Below are 22,384 nucleotides of genomic sequence, written 5' to 3'. Positions count from 1 at the left end.
CCCTCCACGTCACTCGCCCTGTCGGCTGCCGTGGTCTTCGCCGGTAGTGGGATCGGCGGGCACACGACCGGACAGCCCGGTCGGCGTCGCCCCGGGAGGCAAGCTCCAACGCTTGCAGAGTGAGGAGTCGCAAGGCGCACGGCGGCGGGCGCGTGCCGCTCGGCATCCCCGTCGCGGCGGTGGCCGCCCGGCGCTGTCCGGGCAGGTCAGCGCCGATGTCGACCCGTCCCGTGCGAACATGTGTTCGTGTCGCGCGAGGCCCGCATCCTGCACGCCGACCTGGACGCGTTCTACGCGTCGGTCGAGCAGCGCGACGACCCGCGCCTGCGGGGCCGGCCGGTGATCGTGGGCGGCGGCGTGGTCCTGGCGTGCAGCTACGAGGCGAAGGCCCGGGGCGTACGCAGCGCGATGGGCGGCCGGCAGGCCCGCCGGCTCTGCCCGGAGGCCGTCGTCGTGCCGCCGAGGATGGCGGCCTACACGGCGGCCAGCCGCGCCGTGTTCGAGATCTTCCGGCAGACCACCCCGGTCGTCGAGGGCATCTCCATCGACGAGGCGTTCCTCGACGTCGGCGGCCTGCGGCGGCTGGTCGGGCCGCCCGCCGACATCGCCGCCCGGCTGCGCCGGGAGGTGCGCGCGGGGGTCGGCCTGCCGATCACCGTGGGCGTGGCCCGGACGAAGTTCCTCGCCAAGGTGGCCAGCGGCGTCGCGAAGCCCGACGGTCTGCTGGTCGTGCCGCCGGACGAGGAACTGGCCTTCCTGCACCCGCTGCCGGTGGCACGGCTGTGGGGTGTCGGGCCGGTGACCGCGGGGAAGCTGCGCGAGCGGGGCATCCGTACCGTCGGGCAGGTCGCCCGTCTCGGTGAGGCGACGCTGGTCTCGCTGCTCGGCGCGGGGGCCGGCCGGCACCTGCACGCCCTGGCACACAACCGCGACCCCCGGCCGGTGCAGGTCGGCCGCCGACGTGGGTCGATGGGCGCGCAGCACGCCCTGGGTCCCGTCCCGCACTCCCCCGCCGAGTTGGAGGCGATTCTCGCCGGCCTGGTCGACCGGGTGACCCGACGGATGCGGGCGGCGGCGCGGGCGGGGCGGACGGTGACGCTGCGGCTGCGGTTCGGCGACTACACCCGCGCGACCCGCTCGCACACGGTGGCCAAGGCGACCGCCGACACGACGCCGCTGCTCGGCGCCGCGCGGGCGCTGCTGCGGGGGGCGCTGCCGGAGATCGAGCGGCGCGGCGTGACGCTGATCGGCGTGTCGGTGGGCAACCTGGACGACTCCCCCGTGCAGCCGCCGCTGCCGTTCGACCGCGACCCGGGGGCGGACCTGGACGCGGCGGTGGACGCGGTGCGCGACCGGTTCGGGTCGGCGGCGCTCACCCGGGCGGTGCTGCTGGGCCGCGAGCCGGGCCTGGAGATGCCGCTGCTGCCGGACTGATCGAAGGCGGCGGAGCAAGCAGCGGCCGTGACGGTGGCCCCCGATGCCGCCGGTGACCGCCGTCGTCGTCTCGCATCTGGCCGAGGCGAGGCAGCGGCACCCGGCAACCGGTCGCCCGTTCATCGCCGTGACATGCGCTCCCGCCGCGGCGATCCCACCGCTCATCGCATACGCATTGCGGTCGGTGAATATTGATAGCTAGGCATGACCCACGCCGATCCGGCGGACCCGACCTACCCGACCTGCTGGAGGTCCGAGTCATGCCCCGTCCACCCCGTTCCCGGCGGACACGCGACACGCGCCGTGCCGCCATCGCCGCAGTAGGCCTCCTCCTGTCCACCGTCGCAGTGGTGTTCGGGCAGCCGCCTGCCGCCGGCGCCGCACCCGACCCTGTCAGCTCCAGGCCGATCGACGGCACCTCGTGCGCCGCCAACGTCGACGGCATGGCCGACTTCACTCCCGTCCTCGCGCTGGACCTGCCCGAACGGGCCAGCTGGTTGAACCAGACGCCGCCGTACGCCTTCGACCACACCGCCGAGGTGGCCGCCGGCTTCGACCGGGTCGGATACTGCCTGGAGCTGGCCACTCCGGCGGGCCCGCAGTGGGTGTGGACGGCGATGGCGCCGTTCACCACCGACGCCGGCCGGCTCGGCCTGCCGACCCGCACCGGGGAGATCATCCGACAGCGGGTCAGCGACCTGGAGGTCGCGTCGAACGTCCCGGGCGTCACCACCGGCACCGACCTGGCCGGTCACGTGGAGATGTGGCCCCACACCTACAGCAGCGGAGGGTCCCGCCAGATCGCCGGTGCCTCGCCGAGCGTCTACGATGCCGACGACACCGTCAACCCGTCCGGCGGGTACGGGTCGTTCCAGGTGCACCAGGTCGGTGCCACCCGCCCGTCGTCCGTGGCGCCCCGCACGGTGCTCGCGGTCAACACCTTCACCTCCTCCGGGGCGCCGCTCTCGCTCGGCATCGGCCCCGCACCCAGCGGGCACCCGGACTGGACCTTCGCGGGGAACGCGGGCACCTTCACGCAGCGCCGGCTCACCGTGTACGCCCGGCCGTCCGTGCTCGCCCTCGACCAGCACCCGCAGGACCGCCAGTTGTACCCACGGGACGCCTCGAACGCGGCAACGGTGCCCGTGTCCGGGACGGTCACCGATCCGCGGGTCAAGGCGGTACAGCTGACGGTGACGAGCGGCGAGGACGAGTGGACCTACACCGCAGCGGTCACCGACCGGCGCGACTTCTCCTTCAGCCCCCGCATCGACGCCGCGCTACGCGAGTACCGGTTCGAGCTACGCGCGCTCGGCGCCGGCGTCACCCGCCGGGCCGGCCTGTGGGAGGGCGTCCTGGCTGGGGACGCCTACGTCATCCAGGGCCAGTCCAACGCCGTCTCCGCCGTGTACCGGGGTTCGTCCGCCGGCGAGGAGTCGCCGTTCATCCGCAGCTACGGCTCGCCCACCGCGGACCCGGTGCTGTCCGCGGCGGAACGCAGCTGGAACTACGCCGCCAGCGAGGTCACCAACCAGCCCGGTTCCGTCGGCCAGTGGGGCATTCGCATGGCCCGCCGGATCGTCGACACCTACGGCGTCCCGGTCGCCCTCGTCAACGGCGGCCACGGCGGCCGGCCCATCTCGTTCTTCCAGCGCGACGACGCCGACCCCGACGCCATCAGCACCAACTACGGGCGGCTGCGGCAACGACTGGTCGCCGCCGGAGTCCAGGCCGACGTGCGCGGTCTCCTCTGGTATCAGGGCGAGTCCGACAACGACAACGCCGCCGTCCACGTCTCCGGGTTCACCGCGCTCCTCGCCGACTGGCGTAGCGAGATCGGCACCCGCGCCGGCGACGGCGCCCGGTACTTCGTCTACCAGGTCCGCACCTCCCCCTGCGGCAACAGCACCACCGGAGCGCTGCGGGAGGCGCAGCGGCAGATGGGTGACACGCTCGGCGTCACCCTGCTGTCCACGAACGGCCTGTCCGGTCACGACGGGTGCCACTACGCCTGGGAACAGGGCTACCGGGAGATGGGTGACCACACGTTCGCCGTGGTGGCCCGCGACCTTTATCACGGCCCCAGCGCCGGGGTGGCACCACCCAACCCGCGCAGCGCGACCTTCTCCAACGTCGAGCGCACCGAGGTGACGGTGCAGTTGCGCAACGACGACCCGCTGGTCGTCGATCCTGGTGTCGCGGCCGACTTCCGGATCAACGGCAGCACGGCGGCGGTCACCGACGTCGAATACCGGGCGGGCGGTCGACTGGTACTGACGCTCTCCGCGCCGGCCGACGGGGCGACCGGGGTGAGTTACCTGAGCCACCTGCGCGCCGGCCCGTGGATCGTCAACGCGACGGGCAGCGGGCTGCTCACCTTCCACAACCTGCCGATCGCCTGACCGGCGGCCGGCAGGACGGGAACGGCGCGGGCCACCCGAGGTGGTCCGCGCCGTTCCCGGCTCCGCGGCAGGGCCCGCCGGGCCATCGGTACCGGCCGGAGGACCTCAGCCAGCAGGAAGGACGGCGGTGCCCTGGCGGTAGTTCGTGCCGTTGCCGTCGGGGCGGTAGTTGTTCTCGACGTTGCCCGCCGAGTCCACCGAGAACCAGTGGACCGTCGTGCCCGCCGGGACGGTCAGCGTCTCCCCGCCCTCGCGGACGCCGGCGGAGCCGTAGAGGGTCGACGCGTACGTCGGGGCGGCCCGGTCGAGGGTGTAGAAGACGGCCGCCGGCTCGCTCGTGGAGAACGTCACGGTCACCATGCCCGGCGTCGAACTCGGCGCGACCGTCAGCGTGCTGCGCGGCCGGCTGTTGTCCTTGGCGAAGTCACGGGCCACCCGCATCAGCTCGACGAGGCCGTTGGCGAACTCCATGGTCTCGTCGTGCGCCTCGTCCCACTCCGGCTGGAACGAGGTGCCGACCTCGAAGTTCCAGGCGTAGATGCCGTACTTGTACCAGAGCATGTCCCCCGAGTTACCGGCCGCCGAGTAGAGCACGTCGGAGATCGGGCCGGTGCGCGCCGGGGTGACCGCCATGTTGCGGTGCCGCTTGATGGCGGCCAGGATCCGCGACGACGCGCCCCAGAACGCCGACTCCTCGGCCAGCGTCGGCCGCGGCGCGGAGACCCGGTCGGGCAGCGCGTACGCCCCCGGCGACCACATGAAGTAGTTGCCCGACGAGTGCAGGTTCATCGAGAACCTGATGTTCGGGCGGGCGGCCAGCCAGTCGACGTTGCGGTTCTCCGGCTCGGACAGCTCGCTCGGGCCGGCGTAGGTGCCGCTGGTGCAGCTCGACGACGCGCCGGAGTAGCCGTCGAAGAGGCTGTACTCGGTGTAGTTGCGGTTGTTGTCCACGCCCCACGAGTTGCGGGCCAGGAAGTCGGCGGCCCCGGTCGACGGGCAGTGGTTGGTCATGTTCTTGCGCTGGGAGTTGAAGTCGTAGAACGAGTAGTGCCCGCCGTCGGGGTTGACCGACGGGGCGATCCAGATGTCGAGGCTGTCCAGCAGCTGCTTGGTCTGGCCGTCGTGGGCGTAGTTGCGCAGCAGCCGTTCGGCGGTCTCGATGGTGACCAGCGGCGGCACCCACTCGCGGGCGTGCTCCTGGGCGTAGGCGAGCACGCCGAGCTTCGAGCCGTCGCGGTGTTTGCCGATCCGGATCGCGTACACGGGGTGCGGGTCGCGGGAGACGCTGGCGGGCGCGCTGAGGCCGTCGCTGAGCGCGGTCCGCGGCGCCGGCGCGACCACGCCGGTGCCCGGGCTGCCCCGATAGGTGTACGCCCGCAGCAGCGCCCCGGCGCCGGTGTTGAGCGCCGCGACGACCTGGGCGGCGGTGCTGGTCACCGCGCCCGCGCCGTCGGTGCCCAGGGTGACCCGTACCGCGGAGCCGGTGACGGTCACCGACAGCGGCGTGTTCGCCGCGCCCGGGTCGGCGAGCTCCACGGAGATGGCGTTGCCGCCCTCGTGGCCCCAGGCGAGGGAGTCCACCGCGACGCGGCTGGCGGTGGCGGTGCCGAGCACCGCCTGCGCGTGCCGCCGGTAGCCGTTGGTCTTGTAGGGCAGCTCCACGACCTCGGCGAGCCGCGGGAACTCGGCGGCCAGCTGGTGGATCCGGGCGTACAGCTCGGTGGGCGTCAGGTAGCTGGTGACGAAGTCCTTCTGGTAGCCCGGTCCCTCGGGGCCGGTGCCCGGGGTCGGCAGCCACTCCCGCACCTGCGCGACGGCCACGTCGCCGGTCGGGCTGGTGATCCGGATGCGGTCGGGGCGGCTGGTCACCGTGGCGGCGCCCCGGTGGTACAGGTAGACGCCGGCGTCGACGAACCGGGAGATGGTCTGCGTCCCGCCGGAGCCGAACTCCGTGCCAGGGCCGCTGTCCCGCTCGACGGTGAGGGGGGTCGCGGCCGTCTGGCCCTGCGTCCACTTCGCCTCGACGGAGAGGATCTGGCTGGTCCCGGAGGTGTACCAGTCCGCCCGGATGATCTTGACGTCGGAGGCGTCCGGGGCGCTCGGGTCGGCCGCGGCGGCGGCGAACTGCCGGTTCTCGGCCACGCGGCCGGCGATGGTCGCCTCGCGTTCCGCCACCCGCTCCCGCGCGTCGGCGGGCCGGTGCAGCACCTTGCCGAGCGTGAAGCCGGCCTCGGTCAGCGCCGCCGCCTCGCCGGCCGTGACGACCGCGTGCGCGACGACGCCGTTCTCGGTGTGGGCGACGTGGTGGTCGAGGTCGACGCCGGTGGCGACGAGGGCATCCAGCTGTGCGGTGCCGGCGAGCAGCACCTCGACGACGTTCGCCTCCTCGTCGCCGACCCGGACCAGGTCGACGGCGGGGGCGACGGACGGCGCGGTGGCCGAGGCCGGGCTGACCAGCAGCACCACGGCCACGGCCCCGGCCAGCACGGCGGGGAGGGGAAGGCGGCGTCGCCACCGGGGACCTTGGGGATCACGCATCTGTCGACCCTTCTGTTCGTCGGCACGGGTGACCGAACGAGATGGCCGAGGGGCCCGCCCGGGGTACGCGGCTCCGCCCCGTCGGTCGCGCGCCACGCCTGCGGCGCCACGACACGGTGGAAGGAAGGTGGTGGTGCTGTCCGGTTGCGGCGGACCGACGCTGGCCGCATCGCCGAGCTGCGGAAACGTCGTCAGGCTGATGGACGGGAGGCTGCTCCGGTGGCGGTCGGTGGACTGCGCCAATCCTCAGTGCGCCCAAAGTGATCTGTCAATACCTCCGGTAAGCCCCCCGGGGGGTTCGCCTCGGCGGCCCGGGGCACCACTGATCCCCGGCACCCGAGGGGGCGGGAACACGCCGCCGTGGCCGTCGGTCAACCTTTTCCGGCGTCCCAGGGTCATCTTCTCGTCGATGATGCCCAAGATAGGGCTGGAGGGTGCACTTGACGGAAGACGGCTTCCGCGAGTTCGTCGAGATCCGATATGCGGATCTGCTGCGGACCGCGTACCTGCTGACCGGATCACGGCACGCGGCCGAAGACCTGGTGCAGAACGCGCTGATGCGGGCGATGCGACGGTGGCGGCACGTGGACGAACCGATGGCATACGTCCGCCGGATCATGGTCAACGAGCGGGTCAGCCTGTGGCACCGGTTCGGTTCCCGGGAGTTTCTGGCCGGCGTGACCGGCGCCTGGCGGCTGCACGCCGACCGGGGCAGCCGCGACGTGGCGGACGACGTCGTGGTACGCGAAGAGGTGCGCGCCGCCTTGCACGGTCTGCCACCCCGGATGCGGGCGGTGTTGGTGCTGCGCTACTGGGAGGACCTCACCGAGGCGCAGACCGCCCAGACGCTCGGTTGCTCGGTCGGCACGGTGAAGAGCCTCGCGTCCCGCGGGATCGCCCGGCTGCGGGCGGTGCTGCCGACGCCGTCGGCAGGGTCGTCACGGCCGGGCGCTCAAGAGCCGCTGCCAACCGACCCGCCACCGACCGTCGTGTTGCCCGCCGCCACTAGCTGGAGAGGTGCGAACGATGCCCGATGAGATCAAGGAGACGTTGGCCCGGCTCGCCGAGCCAGTCCTGCCGCGCCCCGACCCGTATCACCGGTTGCTGGTCCGCGTCCGGCGGCGCCGGCAGCGGCGGATGGCGGCAGGCGTGGTCGGTCTGGCGGCGGTGGCGGTGGCGCTGCCGATGTTCGGCGTGGCCGGCCCCCCGGCAGGCACCGACGCGGGGTCGTCGCCGCCACCCGCGATGGGGACGTACCAGCCGGCGAGTCGGGTCGACAAGCCGATGGTGCGACGGTTGTTGGACTCGCCGACCCGGGGCAACCTCGCCGGCGACCGGGCGCTGATCGCGGACATCGAGCAGCAGTACCGGTCGGCTCGCGCCCACCTGCTGGTCGACCCGGCGCTGGACGAGGTGAAGGTGCTGCTCGCACACGACGCACCGGGTGCCCGGACGGTGGTGGTGGCCTTCCTGAACGACTCGCACGCGTTGCTGCGCCATGGGCTCGGTGATGCCGGTGCGTCCGTGCCGGAACTGCTGGACAAGACCGGCACCCCGGACGAACCGCAGCCCTTGGAGCCGATCGTCTTCCTCGGCCGGCTGTCTCCGGTGGACGGCCGCCGTCTCGCCGACCTCACCGTCGGGCTGGCACCGGCCGGGTGCCGCGTCGAGACCTCCGCCGACGGCCGGATCCAGCCGGACGGATCGGTCGCCCGAAGCTGGCAGACGGTCAACACCGATGGTTTCGTGGTCCGGGGGGCGGGCCAGGTGGCCGAACGGTGGCGGTTCACCTGCGACGGCGTCGTGCGATACGCCGGTCCGGGCGGTGGTGGACCGGGCATGGCCAGCCCGACGGAGAACGCGCCGCCGGGTTCCACCACCGGCGCACGCGGCTCAGCGGAAACCACGCTCGCCACGACCGCCGTACGCGCCCTGCAAGACGTGCTCGATGGCCACGGGCTCACCGGGCCGGCGCCCCAGGTGATCTGGAGCGGACGGTTACCCGACTGGGTTCCTGGCGCGCCAGTAGCCGCGGTGGTGAGTTCCTGCTCGCCTGACGGCGGCTGCGCCGCCCTGCTGATGACCGATACCGACCAGCCGCAGCATGCGGAGTCAGGGGCACCGGTCACCTACCGGACCGCCACCGGGCTTCCTGACCTGGTGGCCGTCCAGGTGCCCGGCGAGACAGGCGGCGTGCTGGTCGTCGGGCCGGAATCGGCGGTCCGCGCCGAGTTGCTCGACGGCAGGGGACGCACGATCGCTAGCGGTCGGCTGGAAGCCGGTGCGGGCACGATACGCGTCGATCCCCGCCAGGTGGCCACAGTGAACATCCTCGACACGAGTGGCCGGGTCCTGCGGACGGCGGCCACCCCGGCCCTCGGCGCCGACATCGGCCAGCTCGGTGAACCGACCGTCTGGGCGAGGTGACGACCGACCGGACCACCGACACGGGGCGGTCGGTCCGGTCCCACCGCCGGATGGTCTCCGGCGGTGGGACCGGTTCTCGCTGGCCTGCCGAGCGGCCCCTGGCATACGAGTTACGCGCCCGGGCCGGTCAGTGCCCACCGATGGATCCGGGCTGAGGGCAGCTCAGCCGCAATTGCCCCAGCTGTACCGGCCAGCGCCCTGCCAGCTGGTGCCGTACAGGACCTCGCCGCTGTACATCACGCACTTGTCACGGGCAGAACGTTGGATCGCGGCGTAGTACTTGAAGTTTCCGGAGTCGTAGACCCAGGAACCACCCTCCACCCGGATCCCGGCGGAAACCCCGGTCGTCGAGCCGACAGCCACCCGCTTGAGGGTGGCGACACAGTTGTACGCGGTGGCGCTGTTGTACATCAGGTAGACGTCGCCCACCCTGGTGCCGTCCGGCGCGTAGATCGACCGGTGGCCGTCACCGGCGTACGCCCACGAGCCACCGAAGTCGTTGTTGCACGCCTGCGCCGCGGTGAACGGATTCGTCGCGGCCTGAGCGGGCGAAGCGAGCCCCACCGCCGCAACCGTGGCGGAGATGATCGAGATGGTCAGTCGTCGCGCTGGTCCACGCACACAGTCCCCCAAATGCTTCGGCGCCAAGATCGCGCATGAGCCGCCATGGTCCCACAGTGGATCATCACCACGATCCGGGGCAGCGCGGGCAGCCGGGATCGCTGGTGCAGGCGCCGGAGAAGGTGGAGCAGAGTGCTGACGGCCGCGCGCCCCGGCAGCACCCGACACCGCGCCAGCTCCGCCGGCAGCGCGAGGTGATATCCGTTTTGCACTGGTGAGACCATGCGGGCGTGAACAAGATCCCCACGCTGTTCCGCCGCGACCCGGACGACCGCAAACGCGTCCTGCCCGAGGCAGACCCTGCCTGCCAGTGGGTCCTCGACGGCGAGGGAACGCCGACGCGCAAGTACGACGGCACCTGCGTGATGCTCGACGAGGACGGCATCTGGTGGGCACGGCGCGAGGTGCGGCCCGGCCGCGCGCGACCGCCCGGCTACCGGCCCGTGATGACGGACGAGGTCACGGGCAAGACCGTGGGGTGGGAGCCGATCGAGCAGTCGCCGTACGCGCGGTACCACGCCGAGGCCCTCGCCGGCTCGCCCGAGCGACGGCGCGCCGGCACCTACGAGCTGATCGGCCCGAAGATCAACGGGAACCCCGAGGGCGTGCGGGGCCACGAGCTCGTACCGCACGGCGACGCGGAGATGCTGGACGTGCCGCGCGACCTTGCCGGCCTGCGTGACTGGCTGCTGGCGCACCCTCAGTACGAGGGCATCGTCTGGCACCATCCGGACGGCCGGCGGGCGAAGTTGAAGCACCGCGACTTCGCCTGAGCCGGCGGTTGTACGTCTTCACGCGCTGCTGCCCGCAAGGCGGCGGCGCCGTGGGGAACACATGCCAGAACGGCCCCTGGTGCCCTGCCCCCTCAGTCCTCGAGGTCGGGTGACTCCGGCGGCGGCAGCGGCAGTTCGACGGCGGCGACCGCTCCCACCCGCACGGCGGAGTGCGCCGGCGGCAGCTTGTCCGCTCGCGGCGAGCGGCTGTGCACCCGGCCCCGGCCAGTCGGGTCCGGTCGCCGGCCCACCTCGCAGGTCACCATCCGGATCGGCGGAGGCGGGGCCGTGAACCGGCCGGCACCCCAGCGCACCCACACCGGGATCCGCCCCGCGTCGGCTTCGGCGAGCAGCTTCTCCCAGGTGCGGCGGCGCGTACCGTGATCGACCTCGACGACGACCGGCGGGCCGTCCGGGCGGGCACAGGCCACGTCGAGCACCGACTGCTGTGCGGACATCGGCGGTGGCAGCGGCAGCACGCTGGACGCCCGCCGGTAGACCCGCCAGCCCCGCTGCTCCGCCCAGTCGACCACCGCGTCGATCAGCCGGGCGGTGACCTGATCCGTGGTCAGGTCGGTGAAAGTGACCGCGTCGAGCCGGTCAGCCAGCGACGCCGCCAACCGCTCCTCGTCCTCGCCGAGCACCACCGCCGCAGGGTAACCGCGCAACCGGCCGTCCGCGCCGGCGGGGCAGCACGAGTGGGCGAGTCGGTGCGCCACTGCGACTCGTACCAGAGCCTGGACGCGTGGATGATGGCTGGCTGTGAGCCACGTGCACTCCATACCGGTGCGGGTCCCTCCCGAGCCGTGCGAGACGATCGCCAGCCTCCCGCATCCGCGACTGCGGCCGTATGTCGTCGGTTACGCGGGCTTCCGCTCAGGTTCGGGAGCAGCCTTACGGCACCGGGTCCTGCCGATGAACCTGGCCACGATGATCGTCGACTTCGCCGGGCCGAGCAGGGTGGTCACCGGGCCCCGAGGTGACCCCGCCGTCTACGAGCAGACTGCTTGGGGGGACGGCGTCTCGATCGGCTTGACGCCGGCCGGAGTGACCGCGCTGTTCGGCGTGCCGATGCGGGAGGTGGCCGGCGGCACCTTCCGGCTGGCGGACGTCTTCGGCCGCTTGGAGGTGGAGTTGGCCGAGCGGCTCGGGGAGGCACCGGACCGGCCGACGTGGTTCGCGGTGCTGGACGACTTTCTGACCGCTCGGCTCGCCGCGGACACGGGGCCGGACGGGCTGACGATGCGTGCCTGGTGGCGACTCCAGCAATCGGCGGATCGGCTCCGGATCAGCACGTTGGCCGACGATCTCGGCGTCAGCCGGCGCACCCTTGAACTCCGGTTCCAGCGACAGATCGGTCTGTCGCCCGGAACTGTCACCAGGATCGCTCGGTTTCAGCGCGCCCTGCGCATGCTCACCCGGTCCGCCGGCCTGCCGCAGACGGCGGTCGACTGCGGTTACGCCGACCAGCCGCACTTCAACCGTGAGGTCCGCGCCCTGTCCGGCCTGACGCCGACCGAGCTGTGCGCATTCTTTCAATACCGGGAACTCGCCCCCGGCTAGCGTCCCCGGCATGAGGCTCACCGGTAAGACCGCACTCGTGACCGGCGGTTCGCGGGGAATCGGCCGGGCGATCGTGCATCGACTCGCCGGCGAAGGCGCAACGGTCGTGTTCACGTACAAGGAGAACCAGGCGGCGGCCGACGACCTCGTCAGCCAACTCGCCGGCACGATCGCCGTCCGCGCCGACCAGGAGGACCTCACCAGCATCTCGGCGATGTTCCAGCCGGTTCGCGACGGCCTGGACATTCTCGTCAACAACGCCGCCGTCAACCCCCGGGCGCTGATAGCGGACATCACCGAGGACGAGTTCGACCGAGTGTTGACGGTCAACACCAAGTTCCCCGTGCTGGCCATGCGCGAGGCGGCGCCGGTGCTGCGCGACAAGGGCCGCATCATCAACATCTCCACCCTCAACACGGTGGTGCCGGCGCCCGGCCACTCCCTGTACTGCGCCAGCAAGGCCGCGCTCGAACAGTTCACAGCGGTCGCCGCCCGAGAGTTCGGCGGCCGTGGCATCACTGTCAACACGATCTCGCCCGGCGCGACCGACACCGACCTGCTGCGCGCCGTCAACCCCCCGGAGGCCCTGGCCCAGACCGCCGCCGTCACCGCGTTGCAACGGATCGGCCAGCCCGACGACATCGCGGCCGTGGTCGCCTTCCTCGCCGGGTCCGACGCGCAGTGGATCACTGGTCAGAACATCCGGGCAACGGGCGGGCTGCTCGTTTGAGCACGACGCCGACGCGGAGCCCTGCCAGGGCGGTTGTCGGTGCCCACCGGAAACCCGGTGAACTTCAGTGGACACCGCACTACCCTCGTCCGGGTGATCGCCGATCTGCCCTCGTTCGAATTCGCCTTCCCTGGCCCACTGCGCGACAAGTTGGTCGCTGCCGTGCTCGACGGGACCAAGACCACCACCACCGGCCTGCTCCAGGACTACGAGATCGACGGCGAGCCGCTGCCGGTGGTGGGCACCCGAGCGGCGGTGGTCGACTCCGCCGGCCGCCGGGTCGCAGTGATCGAAGTGACCGACGTACGTGTCAGCCGACTGGGTGACGTCGATTTCGACCACGCTCGCGACGAAGGCGAAGGGGACGACTCGGTTGCGGCCTGGCGAGCCGGGCACGAGGACTACTGGCACGGAACGGACTACCGGGGCTGGCTGGGCAAACCGGACTTCACCGTGAACGACAACACCCCGGTCGTGCTGGAGCGGTTCCGCCTCGTTGCGAAGCTCTGACCTCCACGGCTGAAGGACGGTCGCGCTCGCTGCCCGGTCGCACCACCACGAGATGCCCGGGAGGCGACGCGTCAGCGCGAGCAGGCCGACCGCGGCTCCGATCACCGCCACGTCGCTGTGACGTTCCCGGACAGGTGCCGAGCGCGGGACGCCGCCACCTGGACCGCACGCCCGCCGGTCGGATGTTCTCCCGGCCAGTGCCGGGAGGTTAGGCTTCGGCGCATGTCGAGGTGGCGATGGCAGGGCCGTCCAGCGAACATCGCCCTGGTGCTCGTGGTCGGCCTGGTGGCCCTCGTCGGCCTGGTGGTGCAGTCGCGTGGCATCGACACCGCCGCTGAACGGGCGGCGCTGCTGGCCGTGCTGGCCTCTTCCGGCGCGCTGTACGTCCGCCGCCGCCATCCGGTCGCGGTGGGCGTGGTGGCGCTGGCCGCCGTCGGCGCGTACGGAGTGTTGCTGCACCGGCCCGGGCCGATCATGCTGGTGTTCGTCGTGGCGCTCTACACCGTCGTCGACGAAGGGCACCTCGCGGTCGCCATCGGGCTCGGTCTCGCCTCGGTGGTCGCCTTCGCCGTCGCGGACAGCTACAACAGGACGGCGAACAGCGCGAACGGGGCGACGCTGCTGCACGCCGGCTGGCTCATCGCGGTCATCGTGGGCGTGACCCGCAACCGCCGGGCCTACCTCGCCGAGGGACAGGCTCGGGCGCTCGCCGCCGAGCAGCGGATGGAGGAGGAGGCCCGGCGCCGGGCCACCGAGGAGCGGCTGCGCATCGCCCGCGAGCTGCACGACGTGCTCGGGCACCACCTCTCGCTGATCAACGTGCAGGCCAGCGCCGCGCTGCACCGGCCGGACCCCACCCGGTCCACGCAGGCCCTCACCGCGATCAAACAGACGAGCAAGGAGACGCTGCGCGAGTTGCGTACGACTCTCGGCATACTGCGGCGGGAGGGCGAGGCGCCGACCGCGCCCGCACCCGGCCTGAACCGCCTGTACGAGCTGGTCACGGCGGCCGGCCGGTCCGGATTGGAGATCCGCACCGAGCTGACCGAAACCCGGCCGCTACCGCCGGAGGTCGACCTGGCGGCGTACCGGATCGTCCAGGAGGCGCTCACGAACGTGACCCGGCACGCGGGCGCGGCCGCCGCGGTGATCCGAGTCCGGCCCGACCACGACGACGTGCTGGTGGAGGTCGAGGACGACGGTACCGGCGCACCGGGCCCGCCCGGCAACGGGATCCTCGGCATGGGCGAGCGGGCCCAGACGTTGGGCGGTTCGCTGAGCACGGGCCCCGGGCCGGACGGCGGCTTCCGGGTGCGCGCCCGCCTCCCGCTGCGGCCCGAGCCGGTGCCGGCGGGAGCGCCGGCGCTGCGATCGGAACCGGGGGGCGCGGCGTGATCCGGGTGCTGCTCGCCGACGACCAGACCCTGGTTCGCGCGGGGTTCCGGTCCATCCTGGACGGCGAGGACGGCATCGAGGTGGTCGGCGAGGCCGCCGACGGTGCCGAGGCGGTGCGCCTGGCCCGGCAGCTGCGGCCGGACGTCGTCCTCATGGACATCCGGATGCCCGTGCTGGACGGCCTGGCCGCCACCCGGGAGATCGCCGCGAGCTCCGATGTCCGCGTGGTCATCCTGACCACCTTCGACCTGGACGACTACGTCTACGGCGCGCTGCGGGCCGGCGCGAGCGGCTTCCTGGTCAAGGACACCGAGCCGGCGGAGCTGATCCACGGAGTGCGGGTGGTGGCGCGCGGTGACGCACTCATCGCGCCGTCGATCACCCGCCGGCTGATCTCCGAGTTCACCGCCCGGGCCACGCATCCGGACCCGGGGCCACGGCTGAGCGCGCTCACCGAGCGGGAGCGTGAGGTGATGGCGCTGGTCGCCGCCGGCCTGTCCAACGACGAGATCGCGGCGCGGCTGGTGCTGAGCCCGGCCACCGCGAAGACGCACGTCAGCCGGATCATGACCAAGGCCCAGGTCCGGGACCGGGCCCAGTTGGTGATCCTCGCGTACGAGTCCGGCCTGACCGTCCCCGGCTGGCTCGCCCGCTCCTGACAACAACCTGCGAGAGCACGCCGGCTGCCTGGCGGTGGGCTCGTCGGGCCTGCCGGCGGGGGCGAGTGTGCGGTTGCGCCGGTACGGGGAGACAACCGCAGCGGTACGACGCCCCGAGCGCGTACGACCCGGGTGGTAGGCCCATCGGCAACTCCGGCATGACGACCCGGAGACACGCTGGTACATACGCTGCCGCCTGTACCCGTCACGCGACCGAAGGGATCCTCGATGTCCATCCGCCACATGCTCGCCGCCGCCGCAGCCGCCCTGCTCGGGGCGTTCGGACTTGCCGCACCGGCGGCCGCGCACGTCTCGGCCCAGCCGGCCGCCGCCAGTGTCTACACCATGAGCGCCGGGCGACTCGGGGCCAGCGTGGCCGCCGTGCTGGGGCTGGCCGGCGTTATCATCGGCGGGCTCGCTCTGGCCCGCCCCACCAGTCGCATCGGCACCGGCAACGGGCGCGGCGGAGCGACCATGGCCCTGGTGGCGGGGCTGATCGGCATCGCCCTCGGTGGACTGGTCGTGGCAACCTCCGACAGTGGCATCGGCACCGGCAACGGGCGCGGCGGAGCCTACGTGGCACTGGTGGTGGGGCTGATCAGCATCGTCCTCGGTGGGCTGGCTCTGGCCCGCACCCGCCGCACCGGCTGACCCGGCCCTCGAGCCGCCGCCGACCGGGTGCGCCCGCCCGGTTCGGGCAGCCGGCTTCCGGCGGCGGCGTACGGTGGCGAAACGGGATGCTACCCGCCTCTGAGCAGCGCAAACATGGAGCGGCAGGTGGGAGTGGGTGCCGTTTTCAGGCGGCGCCGTCGGTGCTGTCGGTCAAGCGCAGCCCGCCGCTCCCCACCTGCTCCTCGCCGTCACCGCGACGTGCATTTCTCCAATCGCACCGTACCCGCCTCTGCGCCGATTACCGTACGTTAACGTGACTGACTTTCGGGTTACCGCCTTGACGCTCAGCGCGCTCCTGGTTCTGCCCGCTGGCGCGCTCGTCGTGACACCAACGCCGGCGGTAGCCACGCCGTACGTGCCGTGCCCCGCCGTGAAGCCGTCGGTTCCTCCGCCCACCACGCCGTCTCCCCCACCGGTTGACCCCGCTCAGCAGGCAGTCGGGGGGCAGGCGCTGGCGACGCCAGGACTGGCCATCCCTGCGGGTGCGCCGAAAGCTCCGGCAGTGACCGCCACCGCGTGGCTCGTGGCGGACCTCAACAGCGGTGAGGTCCTGGGTGGGTGCGGCCCCCACGAGCACCGAACGCCAGCCAGCGTGCAGAAGCTGCTGCTCGCGGCGTCCCTGATGTCCCGCCTCGATCCAGCCGACGTCGTTCAGGTGACCCGGGCGGATCTGCACGATCTCGATCCGGCGAGTTCGCTGATGGGGGTGGTCGAGGGCGGCCGGTACTCGATCGAGAGCCTGTGGCTGGGGCTGCTCCTCAAATCGGGGAACGACGCGGCCAACGTGCTGGCTCGCGTCGGCGGCGGCGCCGCCGGCCGGCAGGGCGGAGTCGACGCGATGAACGACGAGGCGCAGCGGCTGCGCGCGAACCAGACCCACGCCGCAACGCCCTCCGGCCTGGACGGCCCCGGCCAGTACACCAGCGCGTACGACCTCGCGCTGATCGCGCGAACCGTCTTCGCCCGCGAGGACTTTCGGCGCTACATCGCCACCGAGGTGGCACAGATACCGGCACGGCCGGGAAACCCGGCAATCGAGATCACCCATGACCAGACGCTGCTGGGCCACTACCCCGGGACGCTCGGAGGGAAGACGGGCTTCACCGACCTGGCTCGGCAGACGTACGTCGGCGTAGCCGAACGCAACGGGCGACGGCTCGCCGTGACCCTGCTCGGGGCGGAGACCGCGCCGCTGGGGAGTTTGGGTGAGTCGGCAGCGCTGCTCGACTGGGGCTTCGCGCTTCCTGCCGGCGCGTCCGTCGGCCACCTGGTCGCACCCGAGGAAAAGAAGCACGACCGGCCCGTAGTCCCCGTCAAGGGCGAGCAACACGGCGGGGCCAGGGAATCGTCGTCCCTGTCCGTGCCCGCCGGGATCGGCCTCGGCGCCGCCCTCGTGCTGGCCGTCCTGATCCTGGCGGCCCCACGGCGGCGCACTGACGCGCGGGATGAAGGCAGCCAACCGTAGGGAGTCCAAGCCCGGCGCAGCCGCACGGGCTGGGCTGACGGGCCGCCGTCGCGCGCCCCCGAACGCTGATCGGCGACTTCAGCCAGACGGCCTCCGTCGATCGCTCGCCCTCCCGGCGTATCCCCGGCCGGACGCCTTGCCCGGACCAGGCATGATCTCACCCATGACGATCAACAGCGCCGGCCACTCCGGAAGCCAGGGGCCCTGCCGCTGCCGTAAGCCGGCCCACTGCCACGCCGTGGGCCACTGCCACAGCGAGGTCGGCTCCCGTCGTCAGGGACCCGGATGCAAGGGCCGCAAGGGGGCCCTGGACTCCTGTGGCGACGACCCTTGCAGCAGCCCGGGCTGCTGCGACCTCGGCCTCTTCTCCACCCTGCTCACCCTGGGCGCCGCCATGGCGGGCGCCGCCGGTGGCCTGGCGCCCGCCCGGCAGGGCCGATCGGCCCGCAATCGGCCGGGAACCCTGGACCGGGCCGGTCTCGCCGCGATCCGCGGCTACCGCCGCTGGCTGTCGCACCGCTGGCCCGGGCAGTGCCGGTACACCCCGACCTGCAGCGCGTACGGACTCGCCGCCGTCGACCGCTACGGGCTGGCCGTCGGCGGGCGGCTCGCGGCGGCCCGGCTGCGCCGTTGCCGGCCCGAGGTGCCGCTCGGAACCGTCGACCCGCTGCGCTGATCCGGGGCCGCCGGTTGTGGTGACCCGCAGGCACCACCCGGCCAGACGGGCCGCTCCGGGCGGCCAGCGGGCGCCCACTCGCCGGGTGGCGACCCCGGGTGCCGCGTGAGCCGGTGATGCCGCACTCCACGGCGTGGCCCGCCGCGTAGTCCTCGGCATCGGACGATGGCGGTCGGCCGACGGCCTGGCCCCGCCTCTTGCGGGGCTCCACCCGGCCTGCGGCGCCGGGCTACTGCCGAAGGACGCCGACGCACCGGCGATGCTCCCTCTTTCGGGGCCTGTTGTTAGCGCCGGTGGCGTGTTCTCATACCGAGACGACGATGTCTGTGAGCTGGTCGGGCCGCCCCTCGCTCGTCCGCTCTGTGACCCCATCCCCCATGCGTGAAAGGTGCAACGATGCACAGGAGACTGACGTTCCGACTGGCAGTCCTGACCGCCACCGCCGCGACGTTCCTGGCGGCCGGCGGAGCCTCCGCGGCGGTGGGCACAGCCGCGTCCGTGACCGCCTCCCCGGGCGTCGCGGAATGCGAGCCGGGTGCCGAGGGGCACAGCGCGGCGCGGGTGAGCGAGGGCGCCACGGCGCAGGAGCCGGAGCTGTATTCCAAGAACGAGGCAAACGCCTACGGCGTGATCAAGGATTCGCCGCGCCTGCCCAACGGCAGCGTCACCGTGCCCACGGTCTTCCACATGATCTCCGACCACCCCCTGAGCGCGGCCGAGACGAACAGGTGGAACACCCTGATCGCGGCGCAGATGACGGTGCTCAACGATTCGTTCGCGGGCCGCACCGCGGCGAACGCCTCCGACACGCCGTTCCGGTTCTCGCTCGTCGACACGACGTGGACGGTGAACAGCGACTGGTACACGGTCGTGCCGGGCAAGAACGAGCGGGACATGAAGAGTGCGTTGTACACCGGCGACTCCCGAACCCTGAACGTGTACGCGGCGAACATCGGCGGCGGGCTCCTCGGCTGGGCGTACTTCCCGAAGGGTTACAACAACGGCCGGGACTACATCGACGGCGTGGTGATGCTCGACGAGTCGATGCCGGGCGGAACGGCGGGCAAGTACGCCCTGGGTGACACGCTCACGCACGAAGTCGGGCACTGGCTGATGCTGGAGCACACCTTCGCGCACGGGTGCTCCGCTTCCGGCGACTACGTCGCGGACACTCCGCGGGAGGCGGCGCCGCAGTTCAACTGCCCGGTGGGCGCGGACACCTGCACGGCACCGGGGCTTGACCCGATCCACAACTTCATGGACTACACGCAGGACGCCTGCATGAACATGTTCACCCCGGGGCAGGCGGACCGGATGAGCGACGCCTGGGTGGCATTCCGGGCCGGTGGCGGCAAGTAACCACGCACTGTCGGGGTTGGCGGGCCGCGGTCGGCGGCTCGTCAACCCCCTTTGTGTACGCGGACCGAAGCGCTACCGAGAGGCCCCAACCGCACCCCCGCCAACGGCAGCTCCCGCTGGGTGGCAGGTGGGCGTCGCGGAACAGGAATCGACGTTCCTTGACGCCTGTCCGGCGGCTGTCTAGCGTCGGTTGCCATGACCCGGCCCAAGTTCCTGCCACTGCTCACCGCCCTGATCATCACCGTGGCCGCGGCGGCCCTGCCCGGCAGAGCCGCGTCCGCCGATCTCGCGGGATCGGCGAGCGGACCGGGGGCGGTCATGCTGATCGGCGGCGCTCTCGCCGACGACAACAGCGCCGTCTACGGGGCGTTCGTCCGGCAGGCCGGTGGCTCCGGAGCGCGGATCGGCGTGTTGAGCGCGTCGTCGGCGTCGCCGCACTGGGCTGCCAACCAGGTGGGCAAGGTCCTCGAGCGGTACGGGGCGGCGGAGGCCACCTGGATCCCGGTGAGCGTCAAGAAGAACGGCAGCGGCGACGACGCGGCGAACGCCGCGCTGGCCGCGTCGATGACCGGGTTCTTCTTCGCCGGTGGCGACCAGTTCCGCTACGTGCAGTCGATGATCCACGCCGACGGCTCCGACGGTGCGGTGCTCGCCGCGATCCGGCAACGCTTCCAGGCCGGCGCGCCGGTCGCGGGCACCAGCGCCGGCATGCAGATCTTCGCCGGCCCCGACATGATCACCGGCGGGTCGAGCTACTACGGGGTCCGCGACGGGGCACACACCGGCTACTACGACACCGACGAGATCCTCGGCTACTGGCCCGCCGGTGGCTTCAACCTCTTCACCTCCGGCCTCGTCGACACCCACTTCGACGCGCGCGGCCGCAACGGGCGGTCGCTCCGGCTCGCCGCCGACACCGGGCACGACCGGGTGTACGGGGTGGGTGAGAACACCGCCCTGGTGGTCACCGGGGCGGGCACGGCGAGCGAGACCGCGCGGGTCGTCGGCACGAACGGGGTGTCGGTCCTCGACCTGCGCTCGGCCCAGGTCGGCACGGTCGGCGGGCACTGGTCGATCAGCGGTGTCCGGTGGAGCTACCTCACCGACGGCGACAGCTATGATCCCGGCCGGTGGCAGGTCACGAAGGGCGCGACGAGCACGCCCGCCGTCCCGCACGACCGCGCGGCGGCACCGCCGTCGACCGATGTGTTCGGCCCGTACGCGCTGCGCGACGCCGCCCTCGACCTCGCCGACGCCGGGCGGTCCACCGCGACGACCGGCACGACCGCGGAGACCGGTCCGCGTTTCGCGGTCGGACTGGCCAAGGGCGCCTCGTTCCTCGCGTACACCGCCGGCGGGGCCGGTCCCGCGTCCTTCACCGACCTGACGGTGTCAATCCAGGCGGGCTGAGCCACCGGGTTCCAAATGGCTGGAGGTTACGGTCCCGATCGACCTGTCAGCCCGCCGGCTGACCACCGATCGTGACCGCAGGGGCCACCGACCCCGGTTCGCCATCCGAACTCGCACGCTCCCGCGAGAACGGCTCGGTCATCTTGGCCGCGCCGCCGTGCGAGACACCCCGCCGCTAGACGTGCCGCCCCACTACCCGCCCACCGTGTGCCTCCACCGCAGTCGCCAGCAGGTCGAGCTTTGGACCGGGCCGACGGAGGTAGGCCGAGTAGGCGGAACGCGTCAGCGAGGTCCGCCGCGCTGCCCGGACGACAGCCTCGGCTGTGCCGCGCCGGCATGGCACGATACTCAATGTCCTCCGCCGCCGGGTGGTCGGGACACGACGTTGATGGAGTCGGGATGACAGGACTGGCCGGCGCACAGGTGCCGGGGCTGACCCCACTGTGGACGCACGACCCGGTCACCGCCGGCCCCTACCGGCTGGTCGGTCGTCTGGGCGCGGGCGGGCAGGGAGTGGTCTACCTCGGCGAGGACGACCAGGGCCACCGCGTCGCGGTCAAGATGATCAACATCGACCTGCGCGACCCCCGGGCCCGGTCGCAGTTCACGAAGGAGATCGCCGCGGCACGCCGGGTCGCGCCGTTCTGCACGGCGCAGGTGCTCTTCGCCGAGGTGGACGGCGAACCGCCCTACGTGGTCAGCGAGTTCATCGAGGGACCGACCCTTCACCGGCACGTCCGCGAACACGGGACGGTCAGTGGCAACGCGCTGCACCGGCTCGCCGTCGGCACTGCCACCGCGCTCGCCGCGATCCACCGTTCCGACGTCGTGCACTGCGACCTGAAGCCGGACAACGTGGTGCTCGGCCGGGACGGCCCCCGGGTGATCGACTTTGGCATCGCCCGCGCACTCGGGGTCACCGAGACGGTGACCAGCCGGGTGATGGGGACGACCGCGTACATGGCCCCGGAGCGATTCCGCAACGACCCGGTCGCCCCGCCCTGCGACGTCTTCGCCTGGGCCGCCACGATCGCCTTTGCCGCGTGTGGCCGGCCGCCGTTCGGCAACGACTCGCTCTTCGCGGTCATGCACCGGGTCCTGAACGACCCGCCCGAGCTGCCGCCGCTCCCCTCGGGCCTGGAGGAACTGATCCGGGAGTGCCTGGCCAAGGAGCCAGCGGACCGGCCGGCGGCCGAGCAGGTGCTGATCCGGCTGCTCGGGCAGGACGTCCGGGTCAGCGGTCGGGTCCGCCAGGAGAACCTGCTCCAGATGGGTAACGACACCGCCGGCGCGCCGACGACGAACGAGCCGCTGCCCACGTCGGCGACGCCGCAACCCCAGCCGACACGTGTGGCGCCGAGGCAAACCCGACCGACACCGCCGGACCAGCGTCCGGCATCGACGTCGGATACACCCGCCGCGTCGTCCCGCCCAGGAGAGGGTTGGGGGCAGCGGCTGCGCCGTGAGTCCGTCGACGCCTGGGGTGTGTCGACTGCGATCGTCCTCGGCTCGGGGGGCGCGGCCGCCGGCTACGTCGCGTCGAGCACGGTGGGCGTGGCCGCAGCGGTCGGGACGGCCACCTTCGCCGTGGTCTACCTGGTCCGGCTGCTGGTCGCGACGGCCCTCGGCGGCGGCCCCGCCGACCGCTCCTGAGGACCGGGTCCGGAGCCGTCCCGGTGGCGCTGGACCGATAGGTTGACTGCTATCCGTCAACCCGTCGAGGAGGACATTTCCGATGGCCCCAGCCCCG

Annotated in this window: 19 protein-coding genes; 16 read left to right on the top strand and 3 right to left on the bottom strand. The window is 72.4% G+C overall.

Going from position 1 to position 22,384, the window contains the following annotated elements:
- Positions 1 to 246 precede the first annotated feature (246 nt).
- Positions 247 to 1,434 (top strand): DNA polymerase IV, encoded by a 1,188-nt coding sequence (gene dinB / locus ACGFZ2_RS15935; RefSeq protein ID WP_393454073.1) that lies wholly within the window; start codon positions 247 to 249, stop codon positions 1,432 to 1,434.
- 350 nt (positions 1,435 to 1,784) lie between these two features.
- Positions 1,785 to 3,836, top strand: coding sequence for a sialate O-acetylesterase (locus ACGFZ2_RS15930; RefSeq protein ID WP_393454070.1), 2,052 nt, complete (start codon positions 1,785 to 1,787; stop codon positions 3,834 to 3,836).
- 105 nt (positions 3,837 to 3,941) lie between these two features.
- Here ACGFZ2_RS15930 and ACGFZ2_RS15925 read toward each other — a convergent pair whose 3' ends face one another.
- Complete coding sequence (locus tag ACGFZ2_RS15925) at positions 3,942 to 6,374, bottom strand: M14 family metallopeptidase (protein WP_393454068.1); 2,433 nt, start codon at positions 6,372 to 6,374, stop codon at positions 3,942 to 3,944.
- A gap of 434 nt (positions 6,375 to 6,808) precedes the next feature.
- On the opposite strand from ACGFZ2_RS15925, the gene ACGFZ2_RS15920 reads away from it, so the two are divergent.
- Positions 6,809 to 7,411, top strand: coding sequence for a SigE family RNA polymerase sigma factor (locus tag ACGFZ2_RS15920; RefSeq protein WP_393264173.1), 603 nt, complete (start codon positions 6,809 to 6,811; stop codon positions 7,409 to 7,411).
- Complete coding sequence (locus ACGFZ2_RS15915) at positions 7,401 to 8,801, top strand: hypothetical protein (RefSeq protein WP_393264176.1); 1,401 nt, start codon at positions 7,401 to 7,403, stop codon at positions 8,799 to 8,801. Before ACGFZ2_RS15920 ends, ACGFZ2_RS15915 begins: the two co-directional genes overlap by 11 nt.
- Positions 8,802 to 8,963: 162 nt before the next feature.
- On the opposite strand, the gene ACGFZ2_RS15910 is transcribed toward ACGFZ2_RS15915, so the two are convergent.
- A complete protein-coding gene (locus tag ACGFZ2_RS15910) occupies positions 8,964 to 9,422 on the bottom strand; it encodes a hypothetical protein (protein ID WP_393264178.1) in 459 nt (152 codons plus the stop codon).
- A 230-nt stretch (positions 9,423 to 9,652) separates the two neighbouring features.
- Between ACGFZ2_RS15910 and ACGFZ2_RS15905 the strand changes: the two genes are divergently transcribed.
- On the top strand, positions 9,653 to 10,195 hold the full coding sequence (locus ACGFZ2_RS15905; protein WP_393454065.1) for a DUF5565 family protein: 543 nt from the start codon (positions 9,653 to 9,655) through the stop codon (positions 10,193 to 10,195).
- Positions 10,196 to 10,287: 92 nt separating this feature from the next.
- Here ACGFZ2_RS15905 and ACGFZ2_RS15900 read toward each other — a convergent pair whose 3' ends face one another.
- Positions 10,288 to 10,842, bottom strand: a complete 555-nt coding sequence (locus ACGFZ2_RS15900) for a hypothetical protein (RefSeq protein ID WP_393454062.1) — start codon at positions 10,840 to 10,842, stop codon at positions 10,288 to 10,290.
- 268 nt (positions 10,843 to 11,110) lie between these two features.
- Here ACGFZ2_RS15900 and ACGFZ2_RS15895 point away from each other — a divergent pair, with 268 nt between their 5' ends.
- The 11 genes from ACGFZ2_RS15895 to ACGFZ2_RS15845 all read left to right on the top strand — a co-directional run bounded on the left by ACGFZ2_RS15895 (position 11,111) and on the right by ACGFZ2_RS15845 (position 22,287).
- Positions 11,111 to 11,758, top strand: coding sequence for a helix-turn-helix domain-containing protein (locus tag ACGFZ2_RS15895; RefSeq protein WP_393454059.1), 648 nt, complete (start codon positions 11,111 to 11,113; stop codon positions 11,756 to 11,758).
- 10 nt (positions 11,759 to 11,768) lie between these two features.
- On the top strand, positions 11,769 to 12,488 hold the full coding sequence (locus ACGFZ2_RS15890; RefSeq protein ID WP_393264189.1) for an SDR family oxidoreductase: 720 nt from the start codon (positions 11,769 to 11,771) through the stop codon (positions 12,486 to 12,488).
- Between the two features lie 93 nt (positions 12,489 to 12,581).
- Positions 12,582 to 12,998, top strand: coding sequence for an ASCH domain-containing protein (locus tag ACGFZ2_RS15885; protein ID WP_393454056.1), 417 nt, complete (start codon positions 12,582 to 12,584; stop codon positions 12,996 to 12,998).
- A gap of 222 nt (positions 12,999 to 13,220) precedes the next feature.
- Positions 13,221 to 14,393: a sensor histidine kinase gene (locus tag ACGFZ2_RS15880; RefSeq protein ID WP_393454053.1), complete on the top strand. Its 1,173-nt coding sequence runs from the start codon at positions 13,221 to 13,223 to the stop codon at positions 14,391 to 14,393.
- On the top strand, positions 14,390 to 15,052 hold the full coding sequence (locus tag ACGFZ2_RS15875; protein ID WP_357703381.1) for a response regulator transcription factor: 663 nt from the start codon (positions 14,390 to 14,392) through the stop codon (positions 15,050 to 15,052). The genes ACGFZ2_RS15880 and ACGFZ2_RS15875 overlap by 4 nt, the downstream gene beginning before the upstream one ends.
- A gap of 228 nt (positions 15,053 to 15,280) precedes the next feature.
- Positions 15,281 to 15,703, top strand: a complete 423-nt coding sequence (locus tag ACGFZ2_RS15870) for a DUF6223 family protein (protein ID WP_393264195.1) — start codon at positions 15,281 to 15,283, stop codon at positions 15,701 to 15,703.
- A gap of 274 nt (positions 15,704 to 15,977) precedes the next feature.
- Complete coding sequence (locus tag ACGFZ2_RS15865; RefSeq protein WP_393454050.1) at positions 15,978 to 17,189, top strand: D-alanyl-D-alanine carboxypeptidase family protein; 1,212 nt, start codon at positions 15,978 to 15,980, stop codon at positions 17,187 to 17,189.
- 163 nt (positions 17,190 to 17,352) lie between these two features.
- A complete protein-coding gene (yidD, locus tag ACGFZ2_RS15860) occupies positions 17,353 to 17,865 on the top strand; it encodes a membrane protein insertion efficiency factor YidD (protein WP_393264199.1) in 513 nt (170 codons plus the stop codon).
- Positions 17,866 to 18,261: 396 nt separating this feature from the next.
- Positions 18,262 to 19,224, top strand: coding sequence for a zinc metalloprotease (locus tag ACGFZ2_RS15855; RefSeq protein WP_393264201.1), 963 nt, complete (start codon positions 18,262 to 18,264; stop codon positions 19,222 to 19,224).
- Between the two features lie 195 nt (positions 19,225 to 19,419).
- The gene (locus tag ACGFZ2_RS15850; RefSeq protein WP_393454047.1) at positions 19,420 to 20,634 is read left to right on the top strand and encodes a cyanophycinase; all 1,215 of its coding nucleotides are present in this window, start codon (positions 19,420 to 19,422) and stop codon (positions 20,632 to 20,634) included.
- Between the two features lie 399 nt (positions 20,635 to 21,033).
- Complete coding sequence (locus tag ACGFZ2_RS15845) at positions 21,034 to 22,287, top strand: protein kinase (protein WP_393454044.1); 1,254 nt, start codon at positions 21,034 to 21,036, stop codon at positions 22,285 to 22,287.
- Positions 22,288 to 22,384: the final 97 nt, after the last annotated feature.

Source organism: Micromonospora sp. NPDC048063 (assembly GCF_043202855.1).
GTDB lineage: Bacteria > Actinomycetota > Actinomycetes > Mycobacteriales > Micromonosporaceae > Micromonospora.
This window is presented reverse-complemented; position numbering and strand designations above follow the sequence as displayed.